Below are 11,920 nucleotides of genomic sequence, written 5' to 3'. Positions count from 1 at the left end.
AAGCTCCTTATCCTGTGTATGGCGAGCACAAATTAGGCTTTTTCAGCCGTGCAATATTGCTTATCTAAAATGCGTAAGAAGGGCAGATACAACATTGCACCAATCAGGAGGTTTACAATTTGCATCAGACTGCCGCTGAGATGGCCGGTGACGATAAAACCGCTAATGACAGGCGGCAGCGTCCAAGGAATGAATACGCCGGTGGTGACAGCCACCATGCCGATTTTCATGGCAATGTATTGCACCGTCACTAGCACCAAAGGCACCAGATTAAAAGGGATTAACATGATCGGGTTCATTATGATAGGTAAGCCAAACAGAATAGGCTCATTGATATTGAAAACGGATGCTCCAGCCCCTAAACGAGCCACTTCGCGCATGCTTTTGCTGCGTGCGAAGAACAGCATAGCAATAACCAAAGACAGCGTGGCACCAGCGCCGCCCATCCAGATCATATCGAAAAACTGTTCGGTAATAATGTGTGGCGGCGTTACGCCGGCCTGAATGGCGGCAATGTTATCGGTCTGATTTTCCATCCAAAGTGGGCGAATGATGCCGTTCACCATGGAACCGGAGTTAATGCCGACCGACCACAGAATAGTAATCGATAGCACGGTTAGCAGTGCCCCTACGTAAGAGGTACCAAAATGGCGTACCGGCGTGGCGACTACCTGATAGATGAATTGATGAATGGTTTCATAACGGGTGTGCTCGAAGATAATGCGGATTGCAAGTACGAGTACAATGACGATGAGCGCGGGGATCAAGGCGGCGAAAGATTCCTGCACAGCAGGAGGAACGCCTTCCGGCATTTTGATGACCAGCTTTTTGCGCTTTAAGAAGCAAAACAGCTCGGTCCACAGCAAGGAGCCAATCATCGCGACAAACAGGCCTTTGCTCCCGATCCATTCAGTGGGGACGACGGTGAGGTTGCCAAGTGCTTCAACTTTGATGAACGGCGTTAGAATGAGGAAAGATACCAGTGCCAAAATGCCAGAGGATACACGGTCTTCTTCATAGTGTTCAGCTAAGCGATAGGCAACCAGAAAACTGATAAACAGTGACATAGTGGAGAAAACAGCGTTGAACGGGATCTCAACGATATTGCTCCAAGTGGAGCCAAACATGCCGCTCATAAACTGCTGATAGCTTTGGCTTGGAAACGACGAAATGATCAGTAGCACCGAGCCGACAATAATAAACGGCATGAATGAAACATAGGCTCCACGTATAGCGCACAGATGACGCTGTTGCGCAGCTTTGGCTGCCAGCGGCATAAGTTTTGCCTCTAGAAATCCTAAAACGTTGCTCATAGTGAACTCCGCAAAATTGGTTTTTATGATGAAGTAACGGAAAGAAGAGGTTCTTTATGCGGCGATTATGTGTGAATAGCGTAACGATAAAGTTGCGTTAGTTCACAATGTGACGGTTATGGCAAACAAGTCTCACATGATTGGATATCATGAGTGGAGTTTTCAACGGGGGATGTAATGGAAATAAAACTACATGCAAATGCAACGACTACGCCGCGCATCCGTCGCTATATTCAGCAGTCCGATAAGAGCGACCGTGTATTGGCACAGGAGCTTGGCATCTCTGTCGCTACGGTACGTCGCTGGCGTCAGAGGCAAGACGTGGCCGATCAGCACACCGCACCTAAAAACGTGCACAAGGTATTGAGACCAGAGCAAAGTCTGCTGATCAACTGGCTGAGACAAAAGCTCATGATGCCGCTTGATGAATTGCTAATATTAGTCAATGTGGGAATGCAGCAAAGTGTTTCGCGAGCGGGCTTAGATCGTTATTTACGCAGCGGTGAGCTGGCGCATATGAATGTGCTAGAGGCCAGAGAACTACGTGGTAAAAAAGCGCTTAAAGCGGGGATTAAGCCGGGAAAATTACGGTTGTTTTATCAGCGAGTGAGTCTGTTACCCGAGGATGGCGGCGAGCATCATGTTTTGTGGGCACAAGAGGAGGTCAGTGGTTGGATCGCAGCACGCGCCTTTGCCGGTGCCTCGCCTATGCTGGTGGTACATTGGCTAACGTCGCTGATGGCGGAAGTGCCTGCTGCTATACAATCTATTGAGACTGAAAATAAAAAGCTTTTCGGAAACGAATTGTCGCCCGATCATCCATTACAGAAATGGAGTGCTGAGCAGGGCTTACCTCTGACATTACGGGCTGAAGATACCACCGATATCACTCTAAGATTAGAGTGTGCGTTGAGCGAATTAATCCCTGCGCTTGTCGCGATGGATTTAGATAGTTATTTGCAACAGATAAGTGTTCAGTACAACCAACAGTGGCCGCAGAAGAAATTAGGCGACATGACGCCTGAAATGTTTTGGGCAAGGCAGGGGGATTCTTATTAACGTACAGCGGAGGCTTCAGTATTTTGTATATTAGAGGTGTGACACCCGAGAATCTCATGGTGAAGTGAGAGACTCGGGCTTAAGAACTTACTTAATCACACTGAACTTTAATGGCCAAACCACCGCGAGAGGTTTCGCGGTATTTAGCATTCATGTCTTTACCGGTTTCATACATCGTTTCGATGACTTTATCCAGAGAAACACGTGGCTCAGAGGTTCGCTGTAATGCCATGCGCGATGCGTTGATCGCTTTAACCGATGCAATGGCGTTACGTTCTATGCAAGGAACCTGAACCTGACCCGCAACAGGGTCACAGGTCAGCCCCAAGTTGTGTTCCATTCCGATTTCAGCGGCGACACATACTTGCTCTGGGCTACCGCCAAGCAGCTCGGTCAGGCCTGCAGCGGCCATTGAGCAGGCAACGCCCACTTCACCCTGACAACCGACCTCGGCACCTGAGATTGACGCGTTCATTTTGTACAGTGCACCCACTGCGCCGGAAGCTAAGAAGTAACGCACAAACACTTCTGGCGTAACAGGTTCGATAAAGTGGTTATAGTAGGCCAATACCGCAGGAACGATCCCGCAGGCACCATTGGTTGGCGCTGTAACGACGCGCCCGCCAGCGGCGTTTTCCTCGTTAACCGCCAAGGCAAACATATTTACCCAGTCGATAACGGTCATTGGATCTTTGTCATATTTGTCGGTCGTAACCAACATACGGCGTAGGGCTGAGGCACGACGCGGCACGCGTAATGGCCCCGGCAATAGACCTTCGGTGTTTAAACCACGATCGATGCAGGCCTGCATGGTTGTCCATACGTCACCAAAGTAAGCATAGATCTCTTCTTTGGTATGCAGAGCCAATTCATTCTTCATGACTAACCCGCTGATAGACAAGCCGGTTTCTTTGCAATGATCCAGCAGTTCTTGGGCTGAATGGAACGGATAAGGTACGGTAACGCCGCCAGCCTGATCTTTGCCGAAGTGTTCTTCGTCAACGATAAAGCCACCGCCGATAGAGTAATAGGTTTTGCTGTAGATCACCTTGTCACCGGCAAACGCATGAATTTGCATGCCGTTTTCGTGCAGGGACAGGTTGTCGCTGCGGAAATTCATTCCGCCTTCACGTGGGAAATCAACCTCATGCTGGCCATTAGCCAACAGCAGGCGCTGACGTTGCTCGACGTCGCGAATAAAGCCCGGGATTGCGTCAATATCAACGGTGTCAGGCATATTGCCCGCCAAACCCATGATGATCGCAATGTCAGTATGATGGCCTTTCCCCGTCAGGGAAAGAGAGCCATAAACATCGACGGAAATGCGCGTGACAGAAGGTAGCAACCCTTTATCAATCAGATCGTCGACAAACTGTTTGCCGGCTTTCATCGGGCCCACGGTATGTGAACTAGAAGGGCCGATACCGATCTTAAACATGTCGAAAACGCTAATCACGTTGGGACTCCTTAGTAGACATTGTTCTCATAAGAACACCGAGTGTTCCGTGAGATGCTGTCTTTATATAAAAGTTATTATACCCGTTATAGGGTACAGACTGCGGATAACGGATTTGCCACCGTTGGTCCGTGGTTTTTTCTGGTGCTTTTGCTCTAACGTCCAATGCTTTTGCTGCCGTGGAAGCAGGTTCACATTATAAAAATTAATGTAACATTTCGCATCATGGTCACGTCATGATAAAAACGCGCCAACAATAGCCGAACTTTATGGGTGACGCACGTCCAATCCTTCATTTTATCTATCTCAAACGCAAAAAAATCGATTAACCCTACATCGGGTAAGGATTGGGCGCGTATTTATGCGACAAATACGTCCTATTTTCACTGGGCCTTAAGCAAAATCAGGCCGGGTATGATGAAAAAAATCTCGCTCTGTACATCTCGAATTTCATAGTGACTTATCAATGATATTGCGGCATATGCCAGATAAATCAAGCGACGACGGGCGAATTTACCCGTATTTACCAAAGGTTATTGTATTTACTTTAGCCGATCACAGAAAAAAGAGAGTGACTGGGATCGAGGAATACCTAATCAGTCCGAATGGATGAGGGAAATTTAGCTTTGGATTAGTTTTTTTGATGAAAATAAGAGGCGAAGAATTCGATTGTTACCAGAGATAATAGACTAACAATGAACCTGCTGAGCGAGCCGACGAATGATGGCTGCCGTCATTCCCCAAACAAAAAAACGCTCATACCACGAGAGATAAACTCGGTGGCTGTGACCACGTCGGTGAATGTCTAGCGGGTGGTAGCGTGAGAGTGCGAGAGCCTCATGAAGTGGCATTTCAAATACCGCAGCAACTTCGTCCTCACTGGCGATTGGTGTGATGTCGGCTGGCAGCAGGCCGACGATAGGGGTCACGTGAAAACCGGTTATGCTATCCACCGCGGGAAGCTGCCCAAGGATATGAACAGATTCTGGCGGCAGTGCGATTTCTTCATGAGCCTCACGCAGGGCGGTGTAAATCAGTGAACCGTCGGTGATGTCGGCTGCGCCCCCAGGGAAGGCGACTTGACCAGCATGTTTGCGTAGATGGCTAGATCGCTGAGTTAATAGCAGCGTGGGCCGTGGGCGATTGACTATCGGGATGAGCACCGCTGCTTGACGTAGGTTATGCCCTTCATGGGTCGGTAAAGGCGACTGAAGCTGAAAGCGTGTCACAAATTCAGCGAGCTCAGGGCTAAGCTGCATCATGACAATATCTCCATATCGCCAAGTATCGGCAAGATTTTCCCTACCTTGTCAAAGGTTTCCTGGTACTCCGCGTCAACCTGACTGTCGGCCACAATACCACCGCCAGCCCAGCAATGTATTTGGCCGTTTTCGGCTAATAACGTGCGAATGGTGATGCTTGTATCCATATTGCCACAGCAACTGATATAGCCAATGCTGCCACAGTAGGCATTACGCCGGTGAGGCTCGAGTTCCTCGATGATTTGCATGGCACGAATTTTTGGTGCACCGGTGATAGAGCCTCCAGGGAAGCAGGCGCGTAATAAATCAGTCGCGTTGAGCGTTTCTGGCAACGTAGCCGTGATAGTGCTAACCAAATGGTGGACGGCGGGAAAAGGCTCAACCACAAACAGTTCAGGCACCCGCACGCTGCCGGCTAGTGCGACTCTGCCAACGTCGTTTCGCATCAAATCGACAATCATCAAATTTTCAGCCTGATCTTTCTTGGAATCAGCCAGCTTCTGCGCTTGGATTTTATCGGCCTGTGGATCGGCTAAGCGAGGCAGGGTACCTTTGATGGGGCGTGTTGAAATCTGCTTTTGTTCCAATTGCAAAAAACGCTCGGGAGAAACGCTTAGAATCGCACTGTCCGGCAGGCGGATAAAGGCGGAGAAGGGGGCGCGATTTTGCGCATTTAAGCGTAAAAAGGCTTGCCACTCGTCGCCCTGATAGCGAGCACTAAAACGCTGAGTGAGGTTAATTTGATAACAATCACCGGCGTGCAGGTAGTCGTGAATTTGGGCAAAACGTTGGTCATATTCGGCTTTGGTGAGATTAGCCTGCCAGCCAGACGTCAGTTGAAAATGTTGAGGTGGCTGAGTTGTCTGGCGGCTCAGCCAGTCAAGCCGAGACTGTGCATCACCATGAGCTAGCAGCGTTAAACGCTTGAGTTGATGATCGGCAACTAACGCCCAGTCATAAATGCCTACCGCCATATCAGGTGTAGTGAGATCGGCGAGAGCTAACGCAGGCAACGTTTCAAAACGGCGTCCGAGATCGTATCCCCATAGGCCAACGGCACCACCACAAAACGGTGTGTCTTCTTGCTCACTCATCTTTGGGAGCAGTCGCTGTAGCTCTTCTTGCACGAGAGAGAGGGGATCCCGCGTGCTGTAACGCACTTCACTCTGTTCTGCGATGGCGGTTTGTTCACCGTGCGTGGTTAAGGTCAGAATCGGCTGGGCAACCAGAATATCAAAACGGTTATGCGGATGGCTTGCCCCACCAGAATAAAGCAACATCGCCCACGGTTGCTGCGCAAGTGGCGCAAAATAATGCAGAATGGCATCCGGGGTATACTTTAAATCAATGCGTGACAGCGAAGCAGACGATGAGGTAGTGGCATTCATGAACGATAGATCACTTTTATTTGTTATGCAGGTTTTGCCTGTTCAAGCATATATAAGGCGATCATAAGCCTACCACAAATCAGCGGCAAGATTAGGTGTTAAATGGCCATGCAATGTCTAGGCTTGTGGCGGGATTACGGCTATACTCACGCCCCCGTATTAACATTCAGCAGCAGGAGTTATTGATGAACAGCGGAATGCCAGCGTTATCACATACAGAACAGCAAGTGGCTGCCGATCGCATTCATAGACTGATGGAGCAAGGTATGAGCAGCGGTGAAGCCATCGCTCAGGTCGCCGCGGAAATTCGCGCCAACCATACCGGTGCACATATTCAAGTCTCGTTTGATGACGAAGACGAAGATTAATCAGTCAGAAAGCGGCGCGGACTCCTTTCCGCGCCCCTATGTTTTATCCCTTCACTACAACGCTATTGCTGACCTGTTTAGCGAGCGCAATGGCTTTCTCAACGGTTTCATCATAGGCCAGCGCGACCCCTAAACGACGTGTGCCGTCAATTTCAGGTTTGCCGAATAATCTCAGCTGTGTCTGCGATTGCAGTGCATTGCGTGTGTTGTCAAAAACGACATCATTGCTGTGCAGTCGTGGCAGGATCACCGAAGAGGCGCTTGGACCAAATTGGCGGATTGTGCCGATAGGTAAACCGAGGAAAGCGCGCACATGCAGCGCAAATTCTGATAAATCTTGAGAAATCAGTGTAACCATACCGGTATCGTGCGGGCGAGGTGACACTTCGCTGAAAATGACGTCATCACCGCAAACAAAAAGCTCAACCCCAAACAGGCCATAACCCCCTAACGCGGTGACCACTTTACCTGCAATGTCGTGTGCTTTTGCCAACGCGATATCGCTCATGGCCTGTGGCTGCCAAGATTCGCGATAGTCACCGTCTTGCTGGCGATGTCCAATGGGCGCGCAGAAGTGTAAGCCGTCGCAGGCATTGATCGTCAACAGCGTAATTTCAAAATCGAACTTTACTAAGCCTTCAACAATAACTTTGCCTTCGCCGGAACGGCCTCCGGATTGTGCATACTGCCACGCCTGTGCCATGTTGTCGGCACTGCGGATCAGGCTTTGTCCTTTACCTGATGAGCTCATCACTGGTTTGATAATGCAGGGGAAACCGATTTCCTGTGCAGCCTCATTGAACTCGTTTTCTGTATCGGCAAAACGATAGCGGGATGTAGGCAATTGAAGTGTCTCAGCGGCAAGACGACGTATACCTTCGCGATTCATGGTGAGTTGAGTGGCTCGAGCACAAGGAACGACTTTTTGACCATCGCGTTCAAGCTCTACCAGCATCGACGTCGCAATCGCTTCAATTTCCGGCACGATAAAGTCAGGCCGTTCGCGTTCAATCACCGCCTTCAGTGCCTGAGCGTCAAGCATGTTAACCACGTGACTGCGATGTGCAACCTGCATAGCCGGTGCATCGGGATAGCGGTCAACGGCGATGACCTCGATACCCAAACGCTGGCATTCGATAGCTACTTCTTTGCCTAATTCCCCTGAGCCCAACAGCATGACGCGGGTAGCATGTGGGCGCAGCGCGGTTCCAATTGACAACATAATGATCATCCTAAGTTCGAGCCAAAAAGTCAGGCGCAGTATATACGAAAACGTTTGCGTATTGGCATCCGATTCTATTTAGCCACTGAAAAAAGAACAACAAATGCTTTTTGTTAGATTAGGCGGCGTTTTTTGCGGCAGATAAGTGGACTAAAAGCACATAGCTGACTAATTATTGTTGGGTGTCATTAGTTTGCAATTCAGATTAATGACAAGGAATACAGTGATAAGGCGCAAAAATATATTTTTCAGCGCGAAAGCCTTTAGGCTCGTTGAAAGTTTATTGTTTATTTGTATGATAATTATATTGTATGATGATTGCAGCCTTAGGTGGGGCGGGATCCCCTCCCTGTGTTGAATTTTGGTAGATTGAAAACAGTTATGGCCGCGCAGCAGGAGGGTTAGTGCGGTATAGGGGATGTAAGCAATGAGTTCGACATGTGTTATTGATTCAGAAATAAAAGCAGATAACTGGTACCGAATCGCTGAGGAAATGCTTAGCCAAGCGGGGATCACGATTAACGGCAATCAACCACAGGATATCCGAGTCAAAAATCCCGAGTTTTTTCATCGCGTGTTACAAGAGGGATCTTTGGGGCTGGGCGAAAGCTATATGGATGGCTGGTGGGAATGTGACCGCCTAGATATATTTTTCCAACGTATTTTAGCCGCCGAGCTTGATACACATTTGCCTAAACATTTCAGTGATATTGTGCGTATTGCCTCAGCGCGTATCTTTAATTATCAAACTCGCAAACGGGCATGGATCGTAGGCAAAGAGCACTACGATTTAGGCAACGATCTATTTTCTCGTATGCTTGATCCCTATATGCAGTACTCCTGCGCCTATTGGAAAGATGCCGAAACGCTTGAACAAGCTCAGCAAGCCAAGCTGCGGATGATCTGCGAAAAACTTCAGCTCAAACCGGGGATGAAGTTGCTGGATATTGGCTGTGGGTGGGGCGGATTAGCACAGTTCGCCGCGCAAGAATACGGTGTTTCTGTACAGGGCGTAACCATTTCTGCTGAGCAGCAGAAAATGGCTCAAGACCGTTGTGCGGGGCTTGATGTCAAAATATTGCTACAAGATTACCGTGATTTGGATGAGCAGTTTGATCGCATCGTATCGGTAGGGATGTTTGAGCATGTTGGACCTAAAAACTACCGTACCTATTTCGAAGTGGTTGCTAAAAATCTGAAACCAGATGGGTTATTTTTGTTGCATACCATCGGTTCCAACCAAACCGACCTCAATGTTGATCCATGGATTAATAAGTATATCTTCCCGAATGGATGCTTACCTTCAGTGGCACATATTGCTTCGAAAAGCGAAGATCTGTTTGTTTTGGAAGACTGGCACAATTTTGGCTGTGATTATGATCGCACGCTAATGGCATGGTATGACGCATTCCAGCAAAGCTGGCCAGAGATTAAAGATAACTACAGCGATCGTTTTTATCGCATGTTTACCTATTATTTGAATGCCTGCGCTGGTGCGTTTCGTGCGCGAAACATCCAGCTATGGCAGGTGTTGCTAAGTCCGAAAGGGGTGGAGGGCGGAATTCGCGTTCCTCGCTAACATGCCTTTTAACGTGAGTTAAAAAACCGCAGCGTGGCTGCGGTTTTTTGCTTATAACACGAGGTGGAATAAAATGTTCATAGATTCTAGATAGCATCGTTGATGTTTACTCCTTGAGCACTTCATCTTAAAAACAAACCTATCGTAATTGACACTTTCTCACCTTTTCTGGATACCATCATAATAGCATGGGGTTATATTGTCTTATTTCATACCGGTAGTCGCGTCCTGATTCAGCCTATTTTCTCAACAGTGAAGTTGTATTTGTGACACGTGTCTCGGTTTTATTTGCTAATGTTTTTGCTTAGACATAAAAAATAATGTAAGACATGCGGTTTTATTTTATTCTATTGATTAATAATGTTTTATTTAAATTTTCAGATGATTGCATAAGCTAATATTTAGCAATTAAAAGAAAAAGAGAAGATATAATCTGAAGCATTTAAGCTTTGCTCGCTTTCGTTATGAAATATTTGCGCTGCGCATAAAACTATGCGTTAATAGCGTCGCCTGAAAACTCTGCGCACTGGTCTTAGATTTGACCTGCCCAATGCTTAGATTTATATTTTCACTTATTTTTTTGATGGGTGTTTAATTATCTCTCAGCAAAGTCAGGTCTTGTCAGTTACGCGGGATAATAGGTCTACCATGCCCTTTAAGGGCAAGCAATTTTAAGTAAAGGAAAGTTCAATGAGCAAGAAAACTGGTCACGTTAAATGGTTTAACGAAAGCAAAGGATTTGGCTTCATCACTCCTGCTGATGGTTCCAAAGATGTATTCGTCCATTTCTCTGCCATCAAGAGTGACGGCTTCAAAACTCTGGCTGAAGGCCAGCAGGTAGAATTCGCCATTCAGGACAGCCCACGTGGCCCGTCTGCGGCTGATGTTATTGCGCTGTAATTAAGCTGATATTATCATGCTGACAAAACCCGCCGAGTGCGGGTTTTTTGCATTTTAGCCTCAGAATGGATCCAAGCAATGACTAATGAAAATATTACCTTTCAGTTCGCAGAGCCCCAGCACCTTGCCGCGCTGGCTGAGGTTGAACGTTTAGCCGCTGAACAATTTCCTGCTGATAGACTTCCTGAATCGTTGCGCCACACAACGGTCTCTGCTGAGCGGTTAGAGATAGCTCAGCGCGCGCAGAATTTGTGGGTAGCCCTTCGCAATGAGAAACCGATTGGTTTTGTCATGCTTGAAACTCATGGAAAGTTTGCGCTTTTAGCTGAAGTGAGTGTACTACCAACATTTAGCCAACGTGGTATTGGACACTATTTAGTGGATCATGCTTTGGTTGCCGCTCGCCAGCGCGGGTTCAGCGGAGTAGGGTTGACCACTTTTCTTGATCTACCTTGGAACGCACCTTTTTACCAAAAAGTTGGCTTCACGTTAGTCGGTGATGAACAGTTCCCCGTTTTAGAACAATTTCTGCATGGAGAGCGCAGCGCCGGCTTAGTGCAGAGGGTTGCGATGTATTATTACTTTTAGATTTAATCCTCGGCGTTATTCCTCGCGCTCATCAATTTTGCAGTAGAAGATAAAAATACATATACTGATTTTATATACAGTATGGTTGGAGTGATTTATGTCCGTTGAAATTCAGTACGTCGTCGTTCGTGATGGAGTTGAAAAAATGACCTTTGCCAGTAAGAAAGAAGCTGATGCCTACGATAAGATGCTCAATCTGGCTGACAATTTGGGCGAATGGCTGAAAATGTCACCTTTGGATATTGAGGATGACACGATAGAAACGCTGAGCTTTTATCTAGCCGAGCATAAAGACTCACTCTCTCAGCTGCTGCGTGGAGGCTCATTGGCGTCGCTAAAGAGTACTGAAGAAAACAAAAAATCCGAAAAAAAGGTTAAAGTTGCGATTGATAACGCAGCCTAGTGTTTTAGTTCACATATTATTTACTTCTCTGGATCTAGAATGAAACGTGAGATAACATTTTATAGCCGTTTTGAATCTGACATCTTGTCAGGCAAGAAAACTATCACCATTCGCGACAGTAGCGAATCTCATTTTGAGAAAGGAGAGTTGCTCAGCGTCAGTCGTAATGAAGATGGACAATATTTTTGTACGATTGAGGTTGATAGCGTCACTCCAGTACTGATGAACGAGCTGACAGAGGTTCATGCGGCACAAGAGAATATGACACTGGGCGAGCTGAAGCAGGTGATCAGCGAGATTTACCCAGGACTGAATGAATTGTATGTGATTAGTTTTCACATGCGATAGCACGCTGTGTCGCGTTCGGCACACAGAGCGTGCG

12 protein-coding genes are annotated in these 11,920 nt (G+C 47.5%); 7 read left to right on the top strand and 5 right to left on the bottom strand.

Features of this window, described 5'->3' with window-relative positions:
• Positions 1–32: 32 nt before the first annotated feature.
• Positions 33–1,313 carry a PTS cellobiose transporter subunit IIC gene (celB, locus tag K9N75_RS12215; RefSeq protein ID WP_039186573.1) on the bottom strand — a complete coding sequence of 427 codons (1,281 nt, stop codon included), beginning with the start codon at positions 1,311–1,313 and terminating at the stop codon, positions 33–35.
• A 177-nt stretch (positions 1,314–1,490) separates the two neighbouring features.
• Between celB and K9N75_RS12210 the strand changes: the two genes are divergently transcribed.
• Positions 1,491–2,372: a hypothetical protein gene (locus K9N75_RS12210; RefSeq protein ID WP_224451666.1), complete on the top strand. Its 882-nt coding sequence runs from the start codon at positions 1,491–1,493 to the stop codon at positions 2,370–2,372.
• 91 nt (positions 2,373–2,463) lie between these two features.
• On the opposite strand, the gene sdaA is transcribed toward K9N75_RS12210, so the two are convergent.
• From sdaA to pabB, 3 genes are all read right to left on the bottom strand, one after another.
• Positions 2,464–3,828, bottom strand: coding sequence for an L-serine ammonia-lyase (gene sdaA, locus K9N75_RS12205; RefSeq protein ID WP_114445555.1), 1,365 nt, complete (start codon positions 3,826–3,828; stop codon positions 2,464–2,466).
• A gap of 689 nt (positions 3,829–4,517) precedes the next feature.
• Positions 4,518–5,090 (bottom strand): CoA pyrophosphatase, encoded by a 573-nt coding sequence (locus K9N75_RS12200; protein ID WP_008813624.1) that lies wholly within the window; start codon positions 5,088–5,090, stop codon positions 4,518–4,520.
• Positions 5,087–6,478, bottom strand: coding sequence for an aminodeoxychorismate synthase component 1 (gene pabB, locus K9N75_RS12195; protein ID WP_224451665.1), 1,392 nt, complete (start codon positions 6,476–6,478; stop codon positions 5,087–5,089). Before pabB ends, K9N75_RS12200 begins: the two co-directional genes overlap by 4 nt.
• A gap of 185 nt (positions 6,479–6,663) precedes the next feature.
• Here pabB and K9N75_RS12190 point away from each other — a divergent pair, with 185 nt between their 5' ends.
• On the top strand, positions 6,664–6,846 hold the full coding sequence (locus K9N75_RS12190) for a YoaH family protein (protein WP_008813622.1): 183 nt from the start codon (positions 6,664–6,666) through the stop codon (positions 6,844–6,846).
• 43 nt (positions 6,847–6,889) lie between these two features.
• Here the strand turns inward: K9N75_RS12190 and purT are convergent, their stop codons facing one another.
• Positions 6,890–8,068 carry a formate-dependent phosphoribosylglycinamide formyltransferase gene (gene purT, locus K9N75_RS12185; protein WP_039186580.1) on the bottom strand — a complete coding sequence of 393 codons (1,179 nt, stop codon included), beginning with the start codon at positions 8,066–8,068 and terminating at the stop codon, positions 6,890–6,892.
• A gap of 427 nt (positions 8,069–8,495) precedes the next feature.
• Between purT and cfa the strand changes: the two genes are divergently transcribed.
• From cfa to yqfB, 5 genes are all read left to right on the top strand, one after another.
• Entirely contained in the window at positions 8,496–9,647 is a 1,152-nt protein-coding gene (gene cfa, locus K9N75_RS12180) for a cyclopropane fatty acyl phospholipid synthase (protein ID WP_008813620.1), read from the top strand.
• Between the two features lie 690 nt (positions 9,648–10,337).
• On the top strand, positions 10,338–10,547 hold the full coding sequence (cspE, locus tag K9N75_RS12175) for a transcription antiterminator/RNA stability regulator CspE (protein WP_004094959.1): 210 nt from the start codon (positions 10,338–10,340) through the stop codon (positions 10,545–10,547).
• Between the two features lie 78 nt (positions 10,548–10,625).
• Positions 10,626–11,135: a GNAT family N-acetyltransferase gene (locus K9N75_RS12170; RefSeq protein WP_224451664.1), complete on the top strand. Its 510-nt coding sequence runs from the start codon at positions 10,626–10,628 to the stop codon at positions 11,133–11,135.
• A 97-nt stretch (positions 11,136–11,232) separates the two neighbouring features.
• The gene (locus K9N75_RS12165; RefSeq protein ID WP_224451663.1) at positions 11,233–11,538 is read left to right on the top strand and encodes a YebG family protein; all 306 of its coding nucleotides are present in this window, start codon (positions 11,233–11,235) and stop codon (positions 11,536–11,538) included.
• Positions 11,539–11,577: 39 nt separating this feature from the next.
• The gene (gene yqfB / locus K9N75_RS12160; protein WP_008813617.1) at positions 11,578–11,886 is read left to right on the top strand and encodes a N(4)-acetylcytidine aminohydrolase; all 309 of its coding nucleotides are present in this window, start codon (positions 11,578–11,580) and stop codon (positions 11,884–11,886) included.
• The last annotated feature ends 34 nt before the right edge of the window (positions 11,887–11,920 follow it).

The sequence above is a fragment of the Hafnia paralvei genome (assembly GCF_020150375.1).
GTDB lineage: Bacteria > Pseudomonadota > Gammaproteobacteria > Enterobacterales > Enterobacteriaceae > Hafnia > Hafnia paralvei.
This window is presented reverse-complemented; position numbering and strand designations above follow the sequence as displayed.

Coding starts and splice junctions, on each gene's coding strand:
- K9N75_RS12190 (WP_008813622.1), top strand. CDS start 6,664: ATGAACAGCGGAATGCCAGCGTTATCACATACAGAACAGCAAGTGGCT.
- purT (WP_039186580.1), bottom strand. CDS start 8,068: ATGTTGTCAATTGGAACCGCGCTGCGCCCACATGCTACCCGCGTCATG.
- pabB (WP_224451665.1), bottom strand. CDS start 6,478: ATGAATGCCACTACCTCATCGTCTGCTTCGCTGTCACGCATTGATTTA.
- K9N75_RS12170 (WP_224451664.1), top strand. CDS start 10,626: ATGACTAATGAAAATATTACCTTTCAGTTCGCAGAGCCCCAGCACCTT.
- yqfB (WP_008813617.1), top strand. CDS start 11,578: ATGAAACGTGAGATAACATTTTATAGCCGTTTTGAATCTGACATCTTG.
- K9N75_RS12165 (WP_224451663.1), top strand. CDS start 11,233: ATGTCCGTTGAAATTCAGTACGTCGTCGTTCGTGATGGAGTTGAAAAA.
- cspE (WP_004094959.1), top strand. CDS start 10,338: ATGAGCAAGAAAACTGGTCACGTTAAATGGTTTAACGAAAGCAAAGGA.
- K9N75_RS12210 (WP_224451666.1), top strand. CDS start 1,491: ATGGAAATAAAACTACATGCAAATGCAACGACTACGCCGCGCATCCGT.
- K9N75_RS12200 (WP_008813624.1), bottom strand. CDS start 5,090: ATGATGCAGCTTAGCCCTGAGCTCGCTGAATTTGTGACACGCTTTCAG.
- cfa (WP_008813620.1), top strand. CDS start 8,496: ATGAGTTCGACATGTGTTATTGATTCAGAAATAAAAGCAGATAACTGG.
- celB (WP_039186573.1), bottom strand. CDS start 1,313: ATGAGCAACGTTTTAGGATTTCTAGAGGCAAAACTTATGCCGCTGGCA.